21 protein-coding genes, 1 tRNA gene and 1 pseudogene are annotated in these 21,408 nt (G+C 55.0%); 16 read left to right on the forward strand and 7 right to left on the reverse strand.

The genetic code is table 11. The features are described from left to right. The first annotated feature begins 55 nt into the window (after positions 1 to 55). Entirely contained in the window at positions 56 to 298 is a 243-nt protein-coding gene (locus K3757_RS10900; RefSeq protein WP_259995520.1) for a DUF6434 domain-containing protein, read from the forward strand. Positions 299 to 304: 6 nt separating this feature from the next. Here the strand turns inward: K3757_RS10900 and K3757_RS10905 are convergent, their stop codons facing one another. Next, entirely contained in the window at positions 305 to 1,279 is a 975-nt protein-coding gene (locus K3757_RS10905; RefSeq protein WP_259995522.1) for a zinc ABC transporter substrate-binding protein, read from the reverse strand. 93 nt (positions 1,280 to 1,372) lie between these two features. On the opposite strand from K3757_RS10905, the gene K3757_RS10910 reads away from it, so the two are divergent. The 3 genes from K3757_RS10910 to K3757_RS10920 are packed head-to-tail and all read left to right on the forward strand — an operon-like array spanning position 1,373 to position 3,407. Beyond that, positions 1,373 to 1,855, forward strand: coding sequence for a Fur family transcriptional regulator (locus tag K3757_RS10910; RefSeq protein WP_259995525.1), 483 nt, complete (start codon positions 1,373 to 1,375; stop codon positions 1,853 to 1,855). Then, positions 1,852 to 2,610, forward strand: coding sequence for a metal ABC transporter ATP-binding protein (locus K3757_RS10915; RefSeq protein ID WP_259995527.1), 759 nt, complete (start codon positions 1,852 to 1,854; stop codon positions 2,608 to 2,610). Before K3757_RS10910 ends, K3757_RS10915 begins: the two co-directional genes overlap by 4 nt. Next, positions 2,607 to 3,407, forward strand: coding sequence for a metal ABC transporter permease (locus K3757_RS10920; protein WP_259995529.1), 801 nt, complete (start codon positions 2,607 to 2,609; stop codon positions 3,405 to 3,407). Before K3757_RS10915 ends, K3757_RS10920 begins: the two co-directional genes overlap by 4 nt. 60 nt (positions 3,408 to 3,467) lie before the next feature. Here K3757_RS10920 and kynU read toward each other — a convergent pair whose 3' ends face one another. The 3 genes from kynU to K3757_RS10935 form a co-directional block, all read right to left on the reverse strand. Then, on the reverse strand, positions 3,468 to 4,658 hold the full coding sequence (gene kynU, locus K3757_RS10925; protein ID WP_259995532.1) for a kynureninase: 1,191 nt from the start codon (positions 4,656 to 4,658) through the stop codon (positions 3,468 to 3,470). Then, the gene (locus tag K3757_RS10930; protein WP_259995533.1) at positions 4,659 to 5,486 is read right to left on the reverse strand and encodes a tryptophan 2,3-dioxygenase; all 828 of its coding nucleotides are present in this window, start codon (positions 5,484 to 5,486) and stop codon (positions 4,659 to 4,661) included. A 75-nt stretch (positions 5,487 to 5,561) separates the two neighbouring features. Beyond that, the gene (locus K3757_RS10935) at positions 5,562 to 6,437 is read right to left on the reverse strand and encodes a hypothetical protein (protein WP_259995535.1); all 876 of its coding nucleotides are present in this window, start codon (positions 6,435 to 6,437) and stop codon (positions 5,562 to 5,564) included. A gap of 120 nt (positions 6,438 to 6,557) precedes the next feature. On the opposite strand from K3757_RS10935, the gene K3757_RS10940 reads away from it, so the two are divergent. The 7 genes from K3757_RS10940 to K3757_RS10970 all read left to right on the forward strand — a co-directional run bounded on the left by K3757_RS10940 (position 6,558) and on the right by K3757_RS10970 (position 11,070). Beyond that, positions 6,558 to 6,633, forward strand: a tRNA-Thr gene (locus K3757_RS10940). Between the two features lie 165 nt (positions 6,634 to 6,798). Further along, the gene (locus K3757_RS10945; protein ID WP_259995537.1) at positions 6,799 to 7,989 is read left to right on the forward strand and encodes a phage integrase central domain-containing protein; all 1,191 of its coding nucleotides are present in this window, start codon (positions 6,799 to 6,801) and stop codon (positions 7,987 to 7,989) included. Beyond that, positions 7,986 to 8,921: a hypothetical protein gene (locus K3757_RS10950; RefSeq protein ID WP_259995539.1), complete on the forward strand. Its 936-nt coding sequence runs from the start codon at positions 7,986 to 7,988 to the stop codon at positions 8,919 to 8,921. The genes K3757_RS10945 and K3757_RS10950 overlap by 4 nt, the downstream gene beginning before the upstream one ends. A 123-nt stretch (positions 8,922 to 9,044) precedes the next feature. Further along, positions 9,045 to 9,254 (forward strand): AlpA family transcriptional regulator, encoded by a 210-nt coding sequence (locus K3757_RS10955; RefSeq protein ID WP_259995540.1) that lies wholly within the window; start codon positions 9,045 to 9,047, stop codon positions 9,252 to 9,254. Then, positions 9,247 to 9,666, forward strand: coding sequence for a helix-turn-helix domain-containing protein (locus K3757_RS10960; protein WP_259995541.1), 420 nt, complete (start codon positions 9,247 to 9,249; stop codon positions 9,664 to 9,666). Before K3757_RS10955 ends, K3757_RS10960 begins: the two co-directional genes overlap by 8 nt. Then, complete coding sequence (gene xerC, locus K3757_RS10965) at positions 9,620 to 10,747, forward strand: tyrosine recombinase XerC (protein ID WP_259995542.1); 1,128 nt, start codon at positions 9,620 to 9,622, stop codon at positions 10,745 to 10,747. Before K3757_RS10960 ends, xerC begins: the two co-directional genes overlap by 47 nt. A gap of 104 nt (positions 10,748 to 10,851) precedes the next feature. Then, entirely contained in the window at positions 10,852 to 11,070 is a 219-nt protein-coding gene (locus K3757_RS10970) for a type I restriction-modification system subunit M N-terminal domain-containing protein (protein ID WP_260001237.1), read from the forward strand. Here K3757_RS10970 and K3757_RS10975 read toward each other — a convergent pair. After that, positions 11,062 to 11,958: an IS481 family transposase gene (locus K3757_RS10975; RefSeq protein WP_259995543.1), complete on the reverse strand. Its 897-nt coding sequence runs from the start codon at positions 11,956 to 11,958 to the stop codon at positions 11,062 to 11,064. The two genes, K3757_RS10970 and K3757_RS10975, sit on opposite strands and share 9 nt — an antisense overlap. 363 nt (positions 11,959 to 12,321) lie before the next feature. Further along, positions 12,322 to 12,924, reverse strand: coding sequence for a response regulator transcription factor (locus K3757_RS10980; protein WP_259995544.1), 603 nt, complete (start codon positions 12,922 to 12,924; stop codon positions 12,322 to 12,324). Between the two features lie 300 nt (positions 12,925 to 13,224). Here K3757_RS10980 and K3757_RS10985 point away from each other — a divergent pair, with 300 nt between their 5' ends. Together K3757_RS10985 and K3757_RS10990 are read left to right on the forward strand one after the other, a co-directional pair. Then, a complete protein-coding gene (locus tag K3757_RS10985) occupies positions 13,225 to 13,743 on the forward strand; it encodes a molybdopterin-dependent oxidoreductase (protein ID WP_259995545.1) in 519 nt (172 codons plus the stop codon). A gap of 67 nt (positions 13,744 to 13,810) precedes the next feature. After that, complete coding sequence (locus K3757_RS10990) at positions 13,811 to 16,357, forward strand: ATP-binding protein (protein ID WP_259995546.1); 2,547 nt, start codon at positions 13,811 to 13,813, stop codon at positions 16,355 to 16,357. Between the two features lie 272 nt (positions 16,358 to 16,629). On the opposite strand, the pseudogene K3757_RS10995 reads toward K3757_RS10990, so the two are convergent. Next, a pseudogene (locus K3757_RS10995) lies at positions 16,630 to 17,083 on the reverse strand (transposase); the annotation flags it as partial. 463 nt (positions 17,084 to 17,546) lie between these two features. Between K3757_RS10995 and K3757_RS11000 the strand changes: the two are divergent. From K3757_RS11000 to K3757_RS11010, 3 genes are all read left to right on the forward strand, one after another. Beyond that, on the forward strand, positions 17,547 to 17,858 hold the full coding sequence (locus tag K3757_RS11000) for a hypothetical protein (protein ID WP_259995547.1): 312 nt from the start codon (positions 17,547 to 17,549) through the stop codon (positions 17,856 to 17,858). 331 nt (positions 17,859 to 18,189) lie between these two features. Next, positions 18,190 to 18,702, forward strand: coding sequence for a hypothetical protein (locus tag K3757_RS11005; protein ID WP_259995549.1), 513 nt, complete (start codon positions 18,190 to 18,192; stop codon positions 18,700 to 18,702). Positions 18,703 to 18,775: 73 nt separating this feature from the next. Further along, the gene (locus tag K3757_RS11010; RefSeq protein WP_259995550.1) at positions 18,776 to 21,388 is read left to right on the forward strand and encodes an NEW3 domain-containing protein; all 2,613 of its coding nucleotides are present in this window, start codon (positions 18,776 to 18,778) and stop codon (positions 21,386 to 21,388) included. Positions 21,389 to 21,408: the final 20 nt, after the last annotated feature.

A 21,408-nucleotide genomic window follows, 5' to 3' on the forward strand; every position in this document is an offset into this window, starting at 1 on the left:
CCGTATTAGGCGGGGTCATATTCTTTTTGAACTCAATCTGTGATAGAATAACGCCATGAACAAAGAGCCTCCCGCCCCTTGTCACCGGACACCTGCGCGCATCGACTGGCATTGCGCCCCCTTGGCGCCGGAAACGGTTATCACGGACAGCTACCGCAATACCCAGAATGTGAGACGGTTTTTCAAATCCCAGATCGGGCCAGAGTTTAAATTCAACCGCCCCTTCATGGCGTGGATGAAAGCAAACAGCGGCCAGACCCTTGGCGACGCAGTCATCGCATACCGCAGTTTTATCTGATCCGCGCTACTTGGCCGACAGGCACGTGGCCAGATCATCGGCAAAGCGGCGCAGCACGTCGGCGTAATGCTCTTCCCCGTTACCCATCGGATCAAGCTCGGCCAAGCGTGTGTCCTGACCGTCTGTGACTGTGCGCAACAAAGATGTGTTTTCCTGAGGCGAGGTAAAGGCGCAAGCAACTGGATGCTCGGCCAGCTCATCCCGCAATGCCTTGAGGCTCGCCGGGCCCGGGCTGCGGCCATCACCGGGGATCACAAAGGCTTCGGCCTGCATGCCGAAGGCAGCCTCGAAATACTGGGTGCCATCATGCAGCACGATAAACGGCGTGTCATGCAACGGCGCCAACAGCACGTTGATGTCTTGCACAGCCTCACCGATCTCCTCGCTCAGCATGGTCCAGTTGTTCATATAGGTCTGGGCGTTGTCGGGATCTATCTGCGCCAAGGTCTTGGCAACCACACCGGCCCACTGCACAGCGTTATCCGGTGACAGCCAGCCGTGGGGATCAATATCACCGTGGTGCTCATGCCCGTGTGCTTCTTCGTGATCATGCCCTTCATCCGCATGTTCATGACCATCCTCATGTTCAGCCTCATGGTCGTGCTCTTGGTCGTGTGCATCTTCCCCTCCCAGCATGCCAGCAGGGCGTATGGCCAACTCTTTGGTTCCAGGCAGTGCCATCAGTGTCAGACGCGCGGCATCGCCAGACAGCGTGTCCAGCGGCTCCTCCAGCCAGTGGGTCAGCGTAGGGCCAACCCAGACCACGACATCCGCGTTGCGCAGGGCGCGCGCCTCTGACGGGCGCATGGCATAGCTGTGCGGCGAAGCGCTGGTAGGAATGATCAAGGACGGGCTACCCACCCCTTCCATCACCTGCGCGACCAAGGACCGGATCGGCGCAATATCGGTCACCACGCGCGGGGCCTCCTGAGCGGCCAGCGGCGAAGAGAGCAAACAAAGAGAAGCAAGCAGAGAGCGCATTCGGAGAATCCTTTTGATGTGTTGCGGGGTCTTGCTACTCATAATGTTATAACATATCAATTGCGAAATTGACCAACAGCGGAGACCTGCCCCATGTCGGATGCCATCGGCTTTCAATGCCGCGATCACAGCGCCTGCAAACAGACCATGCTTGCCCAAGCGCAAGATCATTGCGCAGATGCGGGTCTGCGCCTGACCCCTGTCCGCCGCCGCACGCTGGAAATACTGTTGGCCGAGCACCGCGCGCTGGGGGCCTATGACGTGCTGGCGCGGCTGTCGGCAGATGGTATGGGCACCCAGCCACCCGTCGCCTATCGGGCGCTGGATTTTCTGGTAAAGGCTGGGTTCGCCCATAAGATCGAAGCCCTGAATGCCTATACCGCCTGCGTACATCCGGGACATAGCCACACACCTGCCTTTCTGATCTGCCGCAACTGCGAGACGGTGGCAGAGGCCGACACCTCCCCCGCCGAAGGCCGGTTGGGCGATGCAGCGCGCGCGGCAGGATTTGTGATTGAACGCACAGTGGTCGAAGCCACAGGGATTTGCCCTGATTGCGCTGGAGTTGCCGCATGAGCCCGCTGATCGAAACACGGAACCTGCGCCTCGCCTATGGCGGACGCACCGTCTTGCGTGATGTGAACATCAAAATTGATCGCGGCGAGATCGTCACCATTGTCGGGCCGAACGGGTCTGGCAAGTCCTCCCTACTACGGGCGCTCATTGGCGCGGTGCGGCCACTGGAGGGGTCGGTGCGGCGCGCGCCCGGCCTACGCATCGGATACGTGCCCCAGTCTTTGGCGATTGATGCAACCCTGCCGCTGACGGTATCGCGGTTTCTGAACCTGCCTGTAAGGGTCAGCGCCGACGTCGCTCATGCCGCGCTGGTTGATGCTGGCGTGGGGGATTTGGGCCAAAGGCAGCTTGGTGCCTTGTCGGGCGGGCAGTTTCAACGGGTACTACTTGCCCGCGCCTTGCTGCAACAACCTGATATCCTGATTCTTGACGAAGCCACCCAGGGGTTGGACCAACCGGGGTCGGCGAAATTCTACCAACAGATTGACGCGGTGCGCCGGACCCGTGGATGTGCCGTGCTGATGGTCAGCCATGATTTGCACGTAGTCATGGCCGCCTCAGACCGCGTTCTGTGCCTGAACGGGCATGTCTGCTGCGAAGGAACGCCACAGGTGGTTGCGGATGCGCCTGAATACCGCGCGTTGTTCGGCACCGGTACGGAAGGCGCGCTTGCGCTCTATCGTCACCATCACGACCACAGCCATTCCCACGACCATGACCACGATGCTCACGACCATAAGGAGCCCGCAGCATGATAGACGACTTCATTCTTCGCGCGGCCCTTGCCGGTCTTGGCGTTGCATTGGCAGCGGCGCCTCTGGGTTGCTTTGTCGTCTGGCGCCGCATGGCCTACTTCGGGGATGCGACCAGCCATGCTGCCATCCTTGGCGTAGCCTTGGCGTTAGCCACGGATTTACCAGTATTCGCAGGGGTTCTGGCCGTAGCGTTGGCGATGGCGTTGATCATCAGCACACTCACAGACCGGCAGGTCAGCTCTGACGCGCTGCTGGGTGTTCTGGCCCATGCAGCGCTTGCCCTAGGTCTGGTAGCGGTGTCGTTTATCGACGGTGTTCAGGTCGATCTCGAAAGCTATCTGTTTGGCGAAATTCTGGCTGTCACCACCCGTGATGTGGTGGTGATCTGGACAGGAGCGGGTCTGGTGCTTGCGCTGCTTGTCTGGCGCTGGCAGGCACTGCTGACATCTACCCTGTCAGCAGATCTGGCCACGGCCAGCGGCATCTCGGCGCGGCGCGAACAGCTGATCCTCACGCTTGCGCTCGCTTTGACAGTGGCTGTGGCGATCAAGGTGGTCGGCGCCCTGCTTATCGCTGCAATGCTGGTGATCCCCGCCGCGACAGCGCGCCCGTTCGCACGTACCCCGGAGGCGATGGCCGCATATGCCCTTGCGGCGGGAAGCCTTGCTGCATTGGGCGGACTTTTCGGCGCCTTCACATTTGACACGCCGGCAGGGCCAAGCATCGTCACGATGGCTGCGGCGCTTTTTGCCATCAGTGCAGCACTGTCCCCGCTCCTGCGCCGTGCCGAGCGCTGATCAGCGCGCCTTCCGAAGCTCATGTAAAACTTGAGCTTCAGACCACATACAACTGATTTATCAGGTAACTTTTGATCGGACCTTATATTTATCCTGATCCCATAGATCATTATTCATCACATCTGCGATGATCTTCACCGCAGCAGTTATATCCGCGGCATCCAGATACATTGGTGTAAATCCAAACCGCATAATATCAGGTGCACGAAAGTCCCCAATAACCCCGCGATCAATCACTGCCTGCATAGCAGCATAGCCTTCGTGGAAACGGAAAGATACCTGAGAGCCACGCACAGCACTGTCCCGAGGGCTGGCCAAAGTCAAAGCAGGCACATCGCGCTCAACCTCGGCGATGAACTGCTCTTGTAGGGCTACAGAGGCTGCGCGTAGCTCTGCCATATCCACATCGGCCCAAAGCTCCATAGCGACTTCAAGCGCTGTGAGCTGGATAACTGGCGGCGTTCCCACGCGCATGCGGTCAATCCCTGATCCGGCCTTGTAATTCAAATCAAAGGCAAATGGCTGACGGTGCCCCAACCAGCCGCTGAGCGCTGGTTCAATCGTTTCCGCCAAATCGGGACGAACATAGATAAACGCAGGCGCACCCGGACCGCCGTTAAGATATTTATAGGTACAGCCGATGGCGAATTCACAGTTGGAACCGATCAGATCGACCTCATGCGCGCCCGCCGAATGGGCAAGATCCCACAACATCACCGCGCCCTTGGCGTGCGCCACTTCTGTCATAGTTTTCATGTCGTGCATGCGACCGGTGCGATAATCGACCTGCGTGAGCATCACCACGGCGACAGTTTCATCCACCCTAGCCGCCACATCTTCGGGTGCCACGGTACGCAGCTCGTACCCTTGCTCTAGCAGCCCGACAAGGCCTTCGGCCATATAAAGGTCAGAGGGGAAGTTTCCTGTATCGCTGAGGATCACACGCCGCTCTGGCATCAATTTGATCGCGGCGGCCAGCGCCTGAAATACCTTTAGCGACAGCGTATCGCCCATCACGACCGAGCCTTCGGGCGCCCCTATGATCCGTGCGACCTGATCCCCGACACGCGCAGGCTGGTCCATCCACCCTGCCCCGTTCCAGCCGCGAATAAGCATCTCTCCCCACTCATCGGTGAGCATGGTTTGCACGCGGGCAGCGACCGCCTTGGGCATGGGGCCAAGGGAATTGCCATCAAGATAGATCACGCCTTCCGGCAAGATAAACGCTTCTTTTTTCAGGATATTGGACACTTAAAGCGCTCCTCTTACATTCCATAATTCAGGAAACAGTTCTACTTCGAGCATTTTGCGCAAATAAGCCACGCCCGCCGTCCCGCCTGTGCCCCGCTTGAACCCGATGATCCGCTCTACGGTCGTCACGTGATTAAAGCGCCACCGACGGAAATAGTCCTCAAGATCGACCAGCTTTTCCGCTAGCTCGTACAGATCCCAATGGGCGCGCGGGTCTTCATAGACGCGCTGCCACAGGTCCTGCACCGCAATGTCCGCAGACCAATCCGCCTGCCCCGGTTCGCCAGCCAGCGACGCGTGGTCAAAACGCGCGCACAGCAACGATATTGCCACCTGATACAGGCTGGGCCGGGCAAGTTCAGCCTTGAGCCGCGCATACGCCTCTTCGCGGTGCTTGTGCAGCTTCATCAAGGCGCTGTTGCGATTGCCAAGGATAAACTCCACCAACCGGTACTGATGCGACTGGAACCCCGACGAGTTACCAAGGCTGGGCCGGAAGGCCGTGTATTCGCTGGGCGTCATTGTGCGCAGCACATCCCACGCAGAGTTAAGCTGTTCGAAAATGCGCGCTACACGACTCAGCATTTTGAAGGCCGCAGGCAATTCCCCGTTCACCAATGACGCACGCGCCGCCTCAAGCTCGTGTATCGCCAACCTCATCCAAAGCTCGGAGGTCTGGTGTTGCACGATAAACAGCATCTCGTCATGGGCGTCAGACAGCGGATGCTGAGCGTTCAGAATTGGATCAAGACCAAGATAGTCCCCGTAGGACATATCTTTGGAAAAATCCATTTTGGCACCTTCGGCAGCCTTTTCAAAATCACTCATCCTACGTGCCTTTTTTCAGCTGTTTTGTCGTGACCTATCATGCCTAAAGCTATCAGACCAATGATGAAACAGCCCCTAAGGCAAAAGCACTCGCACACCCGGGATTCCCGCGATGACAGACACGTCTTCGTCATAGGCCTCGCTCATGTCCTCGACCAAGTCTTCGGTCCAGCCCGGCATATCAAGCTCTTCTTCGACTTCGTCCTCGATCGCGTATTTATCCAGAAACGCAGCAATGGCGCGCCGCTTTTGATGCTCTGTCATGATGGGGTGGTCTTTTAAATACGCGCGGAACCGCTTCATCCCTTCCGTACTCATGATCGAGCTCAGAAGATCAAAACCGCCGATGATCTTCTGATCATCTGGCAGGCCAGCCATCTGGCGGATGATATGCGCCCAGATCATCGGCGAATCCTCATTGCACCAGACCGTAATAGGCACATTGGGAACAGCTTCTCGGAGCAAGCCGATGGTTTCGGACCAAACGACTTCATGCGGATCGCGCCCGCCCCAGAAGGCATCAGCATCCTGGTTTTCGGATTTATTGTAGAGAATCGGCAGCAAAGTTGCGGGGTTACGGATGCCCATGAAAATCTCGACATCATCACCTTCGAAGATTTCGGTCATCCGCATCATGCGCACGGGCGCTGCCGGATAGAACATGCCCTGCTGAAATGCCGATTTTGGCGTGCGGAAGAAATTGGCGTCCGACAGGATTACCCGATCCGCTTCTCCATCGTCCAGAATCGCATCCATCAGCACATCACGCGCCATTTCCGATGCGGGCGCACTGACCATCGCATTCAGCGTTTCGCGCAGAATCCCACGGTATCTGGTGTGCCCGGGCACCATCGTACCCTTCGATGCGAAATCATCCGCATTGCGCAACAGGCACTTCATCAGCCTGTCTTCTTCCGTGAAATGCACGCCGGTATGTAAGACCAGTTTCATATTTTACCGCCCGTTTGTTTCATTTCCTCATAGCGTTATCTACCAGAGCTGTAAAACCTGCAAAAGGATCATAAAAGCCTCTTGCACGATCCGCACATTGGCATTAAACGACCGCCCAGTGCCCCTATAGCTCAGCTGGTAGAGCAACTGATTTGTAATCAGTAGGTCCGCGGTTCGAGTCCGTGTGGGGGCACCATTTCACCATCCAGATTTATCCAAAGACATCCGATAAGCCCTTTGTTATATAGATTTTATCGAGATCGTTCGTCCGATGCTGTTTTTTAACATCCAGCACCGTACCCCCTGATTGGGGGTATAATTGAGGGTACGATAGAATCTGGAAAATGAGCGTACCCCCACTATGCCCCTCAGTGACATCAAGGTCCGAAACCTCAAAGCCGCAGAAAAACAGTACAAAGTCAGCGATTTTGAAGGCCTGTTCATTCTGATAAAAACAAGTGGATCTAAGTCGTGGCGCTTTAAGTACCGAGTGAGCGGCAAAGAAAAACTTCTCGTCATTGGCGACTACCCCGCCCACAGCTTGGCCCAAGCGCGTAAAGCTCGTGACGCAGCAAAAGCACTGTTGGCGCAGGGAATTGATCCTAACGAATCCAAGCAGGAAGAAAAACGAATAAAGGAGGCCGCCAAAGGCGAGACATTTGCGAAACTAGGACAAGCGTTTTTAGCCAAGCAACGTCAAGAGGGTAAGTCTAAAGCCACCTTGGATAAGACGGAATACCACCTCAAGCTTGCCAACCAAGATTTCGGACACAAACCAATCTCCGAAATCACAGCGCCAACGATACTTAAAACCCTGCGCAAAGTGGAAGCTAAAGGCAACTACGAGACTGCCCACCGGCTCCGCGCCCGCATTGGCTCTGTCTTTCGCTATGCAGTGGCGAGCGGCGTTGCGGAAGTTGACCCTACATATGCGCTACGGGACGCCCTAATCCGCCCAACCCGAGTCCACCGCGCCGCTATCACAGACCCTAAGGCGCTGGGCCAACTGATGCGCGAAATAGAACATTTCGACGGCCAAGCCACAACGCGGATCGGACTTCAACTGCTGGCAATCCTCGCCCAGCGCCCCGGAGAGATCCGTAATGCAAAGTGGGCCGAGTTCGACTTTGCTAACAAAATTTGGGCCATTCCTGCCGAGAAGATGAAAATGCGCCGTGACCATCTTGTTCCCCTTCCCGACCAAGCGATTGCTTTGCTGGATAAGCTGCGCAGAATGAACGGCAACGGCGAATACCTCTTCCCATCCTTGCGGACATGGAAACGTCCTATGTCTGAAAACACGCTCAACGCAGCACTTCGGCGCATGGGGTACTCCGGTGACGAGATGACGGCGCACGGGTTTAGAGCGAGTTTTTCAACTTTGGCCAATGAAAGCGGCCTTTGGCACGCTGACGCCATTGAGCGCGCCCTAGCCCATGTGGAGAAGAACGAAGTGCGGCGAGCATATGCGAGGGGTGAACATTGGGAAGAACGGGTGAGGCTGGCAGATTGGTGGGCTGGGTACATTGAAGAAATGAGGAAGAAGACATGAGCGCCGTAGACCAAAAAGAATTCTTGATGAAAGAAATCATGGATGACGCTTTAGGCGACTTGGCTAACTGGAACAAACCAACCTCACAGAAGTCTATTGGCCCTAACTTTCCTAAGCTCGCTGACGCATATTACGCTGACATCCAAACTATCAAACGATCACTCTTGAAAATGCTGGAACCTTGGCCAGCAGAAGAACTGACCAAGCGTTTCAAAGAAAACAACTACAATGGCCGAAGGTTGCTTCGTGACCCAGAAGGCACCAGCTTTGAGATCGTCAATAAAATCAAGCTCCTTAAAGAAAGGGAGCCAGCATGGTTCATATCTGGCTGGCATGTCAAAGCAGTGGAAATTGATGTCGCCCATTGGAGGGCGTTTTCTAGTTGCACCCTCCCCGAACTGACGCTTCTAAGCGTTGGGCTTGATCCGCGAAAAGTCAATTTTGATGCACTGCTCCAACGATATGGTCATCTAGACTCTCAAGACAAAATGCTTGGGTTTTTGGAGGATCAGTATGAGGCTATTGCCAATGGCCTAGGCGTTGATCCCGACAATGAGGAGAATAAACACGATCTGCTTACCTTCTTTGAATGGGTAAAAAAGGTGAAATTCAAAATCTCAGGCAGACTTCGTACCATGCTACGGGAAAAATTTCCGGATAAACCGGATACCGCCAGCGCCATAAGCACCAATGGCACGTCACAAAAACCAAAGCCTCTCCACAAGAGCAGCTATAAACTCCATGCGATCCTCATCCACTCAATGGCTGTGGAGAAATATGGCCTAAATGGTCTTGCCGATGTCGGACGGGTTGCAAAGAAGATTCAGCATGACACCGAGCTCCAAGGGCACAGCCCAGCGATAAGGCCCATAAGGACACTTTTAACAAAGGGAGTTGAACTAGCCGAAACTGATAATGAGCATTCAAACTGACTAAAAGGACTTAAATCCGCACTTATCATTTAAAAACAAAGGGATAAAATTCACCCTTTGAGTTCCCATAGCGGCAACCGACGCAGGCAAACTTGATCATACCTTAACAAGCGAGGATGCATCATGTTGCACAACACACAATTTCCGAAAGACGGTTTCGTCCGTCTGTCTCAAATACTAGCCCCAGCTGGCCCTATTCCTGTATCAAAATCCACATGGTGGCAGGGGGTAAAGGAAGGGCGTTTTCCGCAACCTCAGAAACTTGGCCCACGCACCACGGTTTGGAAAGCTGAGGACATCCGGTCATTGTTCGAGGCTCACTCTCATGAGTAAGCGCGCGAACCCTATGGCAGTGAAAGCGGCCCTCACCTACGAAATAAAGGACGCAGCCAAGGCGCTGGGCGTTTCGGTAGCGACCATCCGCAACTGGATTAAAGACGGTTTGCCCGTGATGGCATCACAGAAACCGTTTCTAATTTTGGGTGCGGAGCTGCGCGCCTACCTGCGGGCTAAACATCGCGCCAAGAAAAGCCCCCTCAAACATAATCAGCTTTATTGCCTGTCCTGCAAGACTGGCTGTGAGCCTCATAACCTAACAGTTACTCCGACACCAAACTCTCCACGCACCCTCCGCATTACAGGCACTTGTGGCCGATGTGGAGGAACGTCCAGCCGAATAATCTCCCTATCGAAGGTGAGTGAGTTCGCCCGATCTTTCCACTTCAAAAAGAACGGCAACATCTGACCCTATTAGATACCGCCACTCCCCATTCAAACTAACACTTACGAAGGAGCGCCAAGCAATGCGCAAAATTAATGAACAAAACGAGCGGATCAAGCGCCGTTACCTCCAATACCTCAAGACGGCCCAGCGGAAGGATGCGACTACGATTCAGAAGGCAGCTGAGGGCATTCTACGTTTTGAAGCCAGTACCAAATATGTCGATTTCAAGCGCTTTCGCATTGAGCGGGCAATCAAGTTTCAAGAGGCTTTGGTGGAGGAGTTCAGCAAGGCCACAGGAAAGCCGCTGTCAAAGTCCACTATTCGCAGCATCTTAGCCGCGAACAAGGGTTTCATTTTTTGGCTGGCGCAGCAAAACGGATATAAGAGCCGCATTCGCCACTCTGATGCAGATTACTTCAACATAGACTTCAAAGGTTCGCGTATTGCCAGCGCCGTACGCGACACGCCTTATCCTTCTATGCAAATGGCGCGACATGCTTTCTCATACATGCCCGAAGGAACAGAAATCGAGCGCCGCAACAAAGCACTCTTCGCCTTCCTTATGCTCACAGGCGCGCGTGATGGCGCTGTCGCCTCTCTACGCCTCAAACACATCAATATGATCGACGGCTGCGTGTATCAGGATGCACGCGACGTGAAGACCAAGAACTCCAAGACCATCACAACCTACTTCATGCCCGTCGATCCTGAATATCTGACCTGTTTCAAGGCTTGGATCACCCACCTTAAAGACACAGCGCTATTCGGGCCGGATGATCCCTTGTTCCCGCCACCGAACAGCAAACCCGTGGACGGCGTGTTTAAGGTAGTTGGCCTGCGCCGCGAGACATACCAGAACGCAAACGCCATTCGTACCGTCATCAAGGAGGCCTTCAAACGTGCTGACCTGCCTCCGTTCACACCGCACGCGTTCCGCAAAACTTTGGTGAAATGGGCAGACACCGCCTACCCCACCCGCGAAGCCTTTAAGGCCTTCTCGCAGAACATCGGTCATTCTAGTGTGATCACCACAGTTAGCGCCTATTGCCCCGTCACCACCGAGCGACAGGGGGAATTGATAAAGGCTGGCGCTAAGGATTAAGCTTTTGTTTTGGTGCTTGTTTCGGCAAAGTTGGGCAAGCACCAACTCAGGACGACAAAATGACCGAAGAGCAGAAGAAGAAGCTTGAGTAAAAGCTCTGGGACATCGCCAACACCCCACACGGCAAGATGAACGCGGATGAGTTCCCCGATTACATCCTTGGCTTCATCTTCCACAAATACCTGTCCGAGCGGATGCATATCTATGCAAATAGCGTTCTAGTGGCGGACGAGATTGATTTCAAAGACATCGACGAAGGCACTGAGGACGGCTTAGCCTGTAGATATGTACGGACTCTCGGGACACTTGCTGGATTACTGTAGCTTGTCTCTGAGAGCTTCGTAAGGGGTTTGCCCGTTGTGGGCACCGTGCGGTCTGGCGAAGTTGTAAAACCGTTCCCATTCGTCGAGTTTGGCCTCGAGATCGACGTCACCTTTGTAGCTGAGAAGTTGGTAAAATTCCTGCTGATCGGATCGGTGTGAGCGCTCGACTTTGCCGTTGAGCTGAGGCGTGCCGCGTTTGATGTAGGCGTGCCTGATGCCGAGGTCTTCGACATGCCAATGGAATTTGGCTTGGAACTCGTGGCCGTTATCTGTCCGAATTTCACGGATGCGAAACGGGAACTTTTCGATAATGTGATCAATGAAATCGACCGCGCTTGCCTGCGTGTGTTTCTCATAAATCTTGAGAGCACGAACTCGGGTTGCGTCATCAATGGCAGTGAATTGAAAACGGCGGACTTTCTCGCCGCTTTTTCCTTTGAAGGTCAGAAACTTAACATCCACTTGGATATGATGGCCGGGCACCTGTTTCTGATAGCGCTTGGTGTGTAGTTTACGCATTCGTGTGCCTCTGGGCAGCCGATTGAGCCCATTGCGCTTGAGGATGCGGTAGACCCCTGCGTCTGAAATTTTGATGCTGTGATAACGTGCTAAGTACCAGACGATCCTGATTGGCCCCAGATGATATTTGCGGCGCAGATACAGAACCTTGTCCACGATCTCCGGTGGCGTTTGATTGGCTGGGTTCTTCGGAATTGATTTGGCGTTTTTCAGACCAGCTTCACCATGCTTTTGATACGCATCCCGCCATCTATAAAAGCTGGATCTTCCAATCCCAAAATACCGACACGCTTTGCGGGCATTGCCGATCCTCTCGGCATGCTGAAGCACTCTCAGTTTACGTTGGATGTCTCGTTCTTCGTTCGTCATGAAAACTTCCTCCACCCCAAATTGGGTAATTTACAGGAAGTGTCCCGAGAGTCCGTACATATCTACAGGGGAGCCAATAAAGACCCTGACGACAGACACGATATAGTAGTGTCCCAGTGTACCATCGCGGCTGCCACACATCGAACCAGCTGCGGTGATAGCTGTCTGCAAAGAACATATGGATGAAGACGTCGTAGGTGTTGCCGTGTATGTGAGGCAGCAGTCCGCCTTTATAGATCAACGCGATCATGAATGCGGACGCGGACGGGCAATCCCCCGCATCGTTATCATGTGGCAGGTTAAATGAAAAATGACTCGGGTTGGGGTTAGGTTTGGTTCGCCAGGGCGCGACGCGCCCGCGCCTCAGATCAGGTAACGGTCCCGGGCGATCATAGCGGCGTGGGTCCGGTTTCGGGCATTCAATTTACGGCTAAGCGTCTTGACATGCAGCTTGATGGTGACTTCTTGCAGTTCCATGTCACGGGCGATTTCCTTATTGGAATTCCCCTGGGAAATGCCTCGGACCACTTGCAGTTCGCGTTTGGTCAACGGTCCGGCCGAAGCATCGTCGGTCTGCCGAAGAAACCCGAACGGTGCGTAAATTTCGCCTTCGGCCATGAACCGCGCAGCGGTCAGCAAGGACTTGGCTGCAAGTGTCTTTGGGAGGAAACCCTGTGCGCCGGCCTGCAGTGCGGCTTCGGCGACTTCGCGGGGCGCGGTACCCGACAAAATAGCGACCGGACGCTTTTCGTTGGCGACCAGCATCTTGCTCAGTCCGTCCAAGCCATTCATTCCGGGCATCGAATAGTCCAGTAGAACTAGGTCAAAGGTGCCAGTGTCTTTAACCTCGTCGATCGCTTCGTCCAGGGTCGCGACGGTCTTGACCTCGTCGACATCCTCACCCTTCATAAAAGCTGCTATAGTATCCCGTACCAACACGTGGTCGTCCGCTACCAAAATGCGCATAGTTATTTCCCCGAAATCCAGTTTTCCAATTATTTTAGCGCCAACTTACTTCCGAAAGGGTCACTGCCAGATCATTCGGGCGAGTATTGGCCATCCAGAGTGCATCGCGCCTCTCATTCAGCAACATACCAGTATATCTGGTTAACAACATCCACGCAAAAGCATCTCCTCCACGCCCACCTGACGACAGTAAATATCCTAAAGGATAGCATGAACATCCCTTTGCCCGTGTGACCTATCATGAAAGTAGTGTCATCTTGGACAGATCGGCAAACCGCCCGGTCAATAAGGAGTACCATCATGTTTGTTTTAAACATTGGCGTCAAAGCCCTTGCGACCGTCGCCTTTGTCGTGTGCGCTGCCGCCGCTCATGCCACCGATCTGCCTATACCAGAAGGAGAGGTAGTCCTTACTGTATCGAGCGATCTAGCATTAACCAATAATGGTGATGCTGCAGTATTTGACATGGCGATGCTGGAAGCGATCGGCACGACTGAATTCGAAACGACGACGATCTGGACTGACGGCCCTCAGACCTTCAAAGGCACCCCGCTGGCAAATCTGATGCAGGCTATGGGCGTCGAAAACGGAACCATCCGCGCCACAGCGATCAACGACTACTCCGTCGAGATCCCGATGACAGACGCCGTGGAAAATGGCGCCCTTATCGCTTTCGAGCGCAACGGCGAGAAAATGTCCGTACGTGAAAAAGGTCCGCTATGGATCGTTTATCCCTATGATCTAAATAACGATTTCCAGTCGGAAGTCTATTACTCGCGCAGCATTTGGCAACTTGATCGAATTGAAATCCAGCCCTAATCCTCTATTCATCCAAGCCAGATTTTCAGCGGAAGGGCTCGCAGTGAAACTCAAAATGAACAAGTGTATGAGCCGAAGCCTAATGGGCCTTGTAACGATCTTTTTCATAACGGCAATCGCACTTCTTTCGATCAACATCAGGTCGCAGCTAGCTGAACTGGCCACCGCGTCATCTGACAATGTTCAATGGGCTCTGTCGCAGACCGAAGTGGAACTGCTGATGCTGGGTAACTCCATCGCGGATGCAGAAAGGTCGGACAATGCTGATCTTGACGGAGTCCGTCAAAAATTCGATATCTTTTACAGCCGAGTTCATACGCTCAGTGCAAGTCCGGTTTTCGCGCAACTGCGTTCGGTTCCGACCATTTCAGCCGATATCAATTACCTGACCAAGTTCCTCGATGACACCGTGCCGATCATCGACGGTGACGATGCTGATCTGCTGGCCGCTCTGCCCAAGCTATCAACGGATCTCTCCGATGCACGCGGCATTGTACGCGACGCTGCGCTGCAGGGCATTACTCATTTTTCCAAGGTTAGTGATAATAGACGCGATAGTGTCGCACGCACCTTGATCTACGTCGCACTGCTAACGACTGCACTGATTTTGATCCTGATTTTGCTGGTCTACGCGCTCAATCGTTCGGTGTATAGAAGCAAGGAAAACGCGCGCCGATCCCGCGAGACTCGGGACCGGCTTGAAACCGTGATCTCCACATCGCTCGACGCGGTCATCGTGATTGATGAAGATGGCACAGTGCTGGAATACAACGGCGCAGCCGAAAGAATTTTCGGGTATTCGTATTCGGATGCGATCGGTGCTGACATGGCCGACCTCATTATCCCGGATAATCTGCGTAAAGCGCATAGCGATGGGATGCTAAGATTCCGACGTGGCGCCCCCGCCAGGGTCGTTAACAGGGGCATCGTGCAGTTGGAGGCCAAACGGAAGAACGGAGAGCAGTTTCCGATCGACCTTTCCATCGCTGCTGCGACCCGTCCCGAAGGCGTCATTTATGTCGGTTTCATCCGCGATATTTCTGACCGTGTGACCGCCGAAAAAGAGCTCCTGTCTGCCCGCGATGACGCGATTGCAGGTGAAAAGTCCAAGGCCAACATGCTGGCAGTCATGAGCCACGAAATGCGAACCCCCTTGAACGGCATGCTGGGTACTTTGGACCTGTTCGATGCCGACAAGCTGGATCGAAATCATCAGCGGTATCTGCGCGTTATTCGGAATTCCGGCAACCTCCTTCTGGGGCATGTCAACGACGTTCTCGACATCTCTCGGCTCGATGCCGATAAAATGAGCATGAGCATGGAGCGCTTTGACCTTGGCGCCGCTCTGCAAGAAACGATTGATGCCCAGACGCCGCATGCGAAGGATCACGGCAATACAATCGAGCTTTCCTTGCTCGATGCGTGCCTGCACGATGTCTATTCTGATCCGATCCGCATTTGTCAGATCGTGACGAACCTTCTGAACAATGCGATCAAATTCACCCGCAATGGCAATATAACCATAGAGGCGGAATGCCATGGTGATCTGGGCGATGTGGAGCTGCGGGTAATCGACAGCGGCATTGGAATTTCCGAAGAAAACATGGAACGGATTTTTGGCGATTTCGTCACGATCGACAGCTCTTACTCAAGAAACAACGGCGGGACGGGCCTGGGGCTTGGGATTTCTCGGCGTTTGATAACGGCGCTGGGTGGCGAAATCGGAGCAGAAAGCGAACTAGGCGGCGGAAGCGCATTCTGGCTGCGCATGCCGATGCGGCACCCCGCCGAATCCCAAAAAAGCAGAGCATCTCTGATCAAAGAGGAAGTCGTGCCTACTACTCCGACGCGCAAACTATCAATACTTCTGGTCGAAGATAATGCAGTGAACCGGCTTGTCGCGCGCGAAATGCTTCTGCGTGAGGGCCATACCGTAACAGAGGCACATAACGGATGCGAAGGCGTTCTATTGGCGGAACAAATAGAGTTTGACGTAATTCTTATGGACATTTCGATGCCCGAAATGGACGGCGTGGAAGCCACGGGGAAAATTCGAGAAAGCCGCGTGGGATCCTGGCGAGCGCCAATCATTGCAACGACGGCCCATGTGTTGAAAAACGATGTGCAGCGGTTCCGCGATGCAGGCATGAACGAAATCTTGTCCAAACCAATCTCAATTGTGCGAATGCGGAAAGCTTTGGCTTCGGTCGTGGAGAGGATCGACAAAGCACCTGTTCTTGAGAACGAACCTTCTGTTGATACTGAAGAGTTGATCGATTGGGAGCAAGCCAAAACCGTTCAAAAAACTCTTCCATCCAAGCAGCTTGCGGAAGCGATCGAGACCATCCGCTCGGAAATGGTCGCATTCTTTGAAGACCTGCCTGGAATGATCGAATCATCCACAGACTTTAAGTCTTTGGGCTGCGAGGCGCACCGGCTGGCGGGTTCCGCGGCAGTCTTCGGTGCGGTCAGGCTAGCCGATTTACTCAGGGCGATTCAGTTCGAGGCCGAAAACAATTCACAGAAGAATCTTCGCGCGCTTGAGATTGAGGCCAAACAATGCTGGCAGGATACCTGCACAGAATATATGGCCAAAATGGGTCTGGTGCCCTAGGCCAAAAAATACACACATTAATCAACGACATAGTGCGCCATTTGGCCATTAAAACGACTCGAAGCGATATAGTACCCCATGGATTACGTCGACAACGACCTGCAAATCCAGAAAGGGTAAGTCACGGGTTACCCCTTGTTAATCACCGCATCAAACGCCTCGATGGCGCGCTGCAGGGTTTGCTTATCCAGCGCTGAAATCTGGATCAAGCAGCCTTTTAAGTCGGCATGGCTTTGTTGCACAAATCAGCAGACGGACGTGGCTCCCCTTCCCCCAAGCGGATTAATCCCAAGGCTTTTGTGACAAGGATGCCAAGGGTGATGTAACTGTTCAGGACGGCGATGTGGGATGTTCACGGCGAGGGTCTTCTGGCGGCGAGACAGGGTGCTGGAGTCGGGTACGGACCAGTCAAGACCGTCCAGCCGCCAGAGGCTTTGGACAAAGCCGGTGGTTTGCCGCACGGCCAAACCGAACAGCCCACGGCTCCGACCATTCAGGTCTGAAACGCGCCACTGGCGAGTCTCCTGATCCTCCTCACCGCTGTAGGTCTGATGGCAGCCACGCTTGCACCTCGGCGCGGCCTCCCAGCCCATCCCGGGATCAAACCAACCTCTCATGAAAATGCTGCGCAATGCACTGCCGGTCAGTGGATCGTCAGCGCTTCAGCGCCTCATTGCAGGCCGTCCAGTTCGAGGTCCTGTCGGTAGGCGATGTCGGCTTGCTGATGCGGGCCAGCTACATCACTGGAGTCACAGGATGAATCCCCGCTGGATTTGTGCAACAGACCTTTCCAGCTTGGCGAATCGATATGCGCTGCGACTCAGTCGTCTGCAGGTTCGACAGGCGATCCGAATTACTGATCGGATGACATGAGCATCCTTTTAGACGCGGGTGTAATGGATAAACCTGGCTGCAAGCCATCTAGCTAATCGCACTATCCGATTGAACATCCGCTTAGACTTTCCGAACGTGGTTTGGCTTGGTGGTGCGGGATACTGTGAGAACAACAGAAAAACAGAAAGAAACCACAATGTCCTCACTTGCTCTTACTGCCCGCAGAAACCGGATCATTATCTAGGCGAAGCTTTACCAGAATCCGCCGCAGCGTCTCACACGTCTTTCACAGGATCGTCTGCAAGTCATTCGTGCAAGCCTCGGCAACTTAGAATAAAGTTTGATAGGACAGGCCATGCAAAATAACGCCCATGCGTTCCGCCACTCCATCGTGCGGATGTCGGATTACCCTGTGCGCACGAATTTCCAGACAGTGCGACCGCGCAAAGTCAGACGGTTTGACGATATCGATGTGCTGGCCCAATCGGCTTTTACCAAATGGAAATGTCAGGCGGAAATGGAGCGCGCAGCGCAAAAGACAAAAGCCCGTCGTGAAAACGCACTTTGGCAAATTGCTCCGGTCTGGGGATTGCAGCTAGGTTCTTTGGTGGTGCGAATTTTAGCAGCCATACTGTTTCAGGTTCTACTCGTATTTCTCTTGTACTAATTACCATAAGATATCTCTCGACAACTTCCCTCCCGCTCTCTCAAAGAATTGCCTCTTCGGAGGCAATTTTTTTTGCGCGCATTCTTTTTGAGTGCCTCTCGTTTGACTGTGATTATCCAACCAGTCGGAGGAAGGCATATACTCGGAAGGATATGTCCGGATATGCGACTGCCTAAAATCGGCCCATTTAGGCGCCCGACTATTCTTCTACACAAGTGTCCGAAACCGCCCCGACCTGCCATTCAAATGGAGCGGCGGTGCCCCATCACCACGGACAACGTCGCGGTTTGAACTGTGCTGCCACCACTGCGCAGCCGCGAAAGGAACTGTAATGACACGCATAAATATGATGCCGATTATCTCTATGGTCTCGGCTGTTTCGCTCTTTGCGTTGACCGTCCAGGCGCAAGCTGAAGGACTGTCCAGCGAGATGTCCTTTAAGGTCGTGGAGATGACCGAAGACGGAACTGAAACTCTTGTCGAGCGCGACACCGTACGCCCGGGCGACATGATCGAATACGCAATCACACACCACAATGGCATGGACGCTGACCTGCTTGGGCTGGCCGTTGCTGTGCCAGTGCCCACCGGTGTCACTTACGTCCCCGGTAACGAGACTTCTTCGCTGCCCGCGAATTTCGAGGTGCAGGCCGAGATGGAACCGGAAATTCCCGGTCTCGAATGGTCTGCCCTTCCCGCGTTCCGCACCGTGATCGACGCCACAGGCGCGAAACGGCGCGAACCCCTTCCAGCGGAGGCCATCGAGGCCGTGCGTTGGAATCTCGACGCTGCTCTTTCGAGCGGTGAGGCGGCTCTCAACTCCTACCGCGTTGTCGTCAACTAAGCACCGGGCCCAGGTGCAGACCCCCTCATCCCGGGCCGGATGATCCCCAAACCCAACTGAAATGGATACCCTCGTGAAACATCAACACTCTTTTTGGGTGACGACCAGCGCGATCGCAATGGCCTCGCTCATTGGTGCATCGGCGATGGCCGAAGCGCCGGAAGCCGGTTCTGTAATCGGCAACCAAGCAACCGCGACCTACACCAACGCGGCCGGCGACACGATCACCGTCACTTCAAACAAAGTAGAAACTGTCGTCCAGCAAGTTGCCGGTCTGACCCTGACATCTGATAATACCGAAGAAATCGCACCCGGCGGCAAGGCATTCCTGCCGCATATCATCACCAACGATGGTAACGGTCCGGACACCTATGACCTGACTGCCATCGAGGGCGCAGGCGATTTCGACTTCAACAGCGTTGTGATTTACGCCGACGCCGACATGGATGGTGTCGCCGACAACGCAACGCCGATCACCGCGACACCGACCCTCGCTCCTGGCGAACGTTTTGGCATCGTCATCGTTGCAACGGCTCCGTCGACGGCTGCGGGTGGTGACTCGGAGGCGATCACTGTGACCGCGACCAGCCAGCTGGACGGTACCATTGCTGAGATCAATACCGACACGATGACGGTATCGTCCGGCGCGATCATGGAACTGGTCAAGTCGATGGTTGTTGACAAGAGCGCGGGCGATCCCAATATCGTCGACGCAGGCGACACTGTCAGCGTGACACTGACCTACACCAACACCGGTCTGGCCCCGTCCACCGGCTATTCCGTTTCGGACACACTGGACCTGGACCTGCCCTATGTGGCGGCGACCGCACAGTGGACGGACGTCACGGTTGCAGGTGGTCTCGATGAAACCAACGGCGCAGGCATCGATGCCACCAACGGCGTGGGCGAAACGCTTGCCTGGCAGGCGGACATTGTGTCGAACCAGATCGGCTTCCAGATTTCCAGCGTCAATCCGGGCCGTACCGGTGCCGTGACCTTTGATGTAGTGATCGGTCCCGACGCCGTTGCCGGCATCATCGAGAACGTCGCACAGCAGTCAGACTCGACCGGCACCCTGCCGCCGTCCAACGTGGCATCGATTGTCATTGACGAGCAGTTCGCTCATGTGATCGACGACAGCTTTACCCAGTCGGATGCGACAGTTCTGCGGTCTTCGACAGATGATGACGGTGCCAATGACGTGGTGCTGGAATCGACAGACGTGTCGCAGGGCGGCAAAATTGCCTTTGAATTCGTGATTGGCAACGATTCCAACCAGTCGGACGCCTACACGCTGAACGTCGCCAACGGTGATTTCCCGGTTGGCACTACGTTCCGCATCGTGGGCGCAGATGGTGCCACGCCGATCGTCGGGGAAATCCCGCTGGCGGCAGGCAAGGGCACCAAGGTGTTTGTGATCGCAACGTTGCCGTCAGATGCGACTCCGACTGCCGCTGGCGCCACCAACTACACCGCAACTGTGTCCGCCACGTCCTCGGAAAGCGGTCAGGTAAACACGTCGACTGCCGAATTCAACGGTGCCGTTCTTGGCGCAGCCGTTGATCTCGAAAACGCCGTTGCTGGTTCCGAAGGTGATGGCGCGAACCCAGACAATGTCGGCAGCCCCTGGGTGACAACGGCGACCGATCCGGGCGAGCCCGTTTCGTTCCCGATGACCATTGAAAACCTAGGTCCGACCTCGGACAACTACAATCTGGAACTGGCGAACCCGCTGCCCGAAGGCTGGACGGTTGAATTCCAGCTTGCGGACGGCACGATCGTGACCAATACCGGTACGATCCCGGCCGGTGCGACCGAAACGATCACCGTAGTGATCACTCCGGCGGATGACGCGGCCCCCGCGACAACCCCGTTCGAAGTGGTTCTGACCTCGCCGATCAGCGGCCAGGGCGACTCGATTATCGACGCGGTCACCGTGAACGAGATCATCGACCTGTCGATCACTGCCGACCAGACCGCGCAAGCCGCACCGGGCGGTGTTGTGGACATCCTCCACACGCTGACCAACGATGGTAACGTCGCGATCACCGAAGGCGCGATCACCGAGGCAGGCCTGACCGAGTTCTCTGGTGCGATCTACTACGATGCGAACGGCAATGGTGAACTGGATGCCACCGATCCGATCATCGACAACATCAACGACATTCCCGGTGGGATTGCAGTTGGTGAGACGGTGAACCTGATCTACCGCGTTCAGACCAGCGAAGTTCCGGGCATGACCGAGGCGGGCACCATCACCGTCGCGACCAGCCTGAACGGCGGCACAAAGACCGACCAAGATCTGACCGACAACGCGGTTGAAGATCAGATCATCGTGGTCTCGGGTGATGTGGTTCTTGTCAAGACCCAGGCGATCGACCCTGCATGTGACGGCACGGTCGGCACGTTCAGCAAGAACCCTCAGGCTGTCGAGCCAGGTCAGTGTATCCGCTACCGCATCGAAGCCTCCAATACTGGTACTCAAGCGGTTTCCGACGTCGCGATCAAGGACATCGTGCCGGCCTACACTGCCTACGAGACCTGCGGCGGTTCCTGCTCTGCGGCCGTATCTCCGGTGGCATCGACCGTCGATGTATCGGCCGTGCCGCTGATCAGCAGCGCCCACGGCGGCCTGGCTCCGGGCTCGACAGCATCGCTCGAGTTCACTGTGCGGGTCGACCAGTAAGGCCTTTACCGAGCTGACCC

It is taken from the genome of Sulfitobacter sp. S223 (genome assembly GCF_025143825.1).
GTDB lineage: Bacteria > Pseudomonadota > Alphaproteobacteria > Rhodobacterales > Rhodobacteraceae > Sulfitobacter.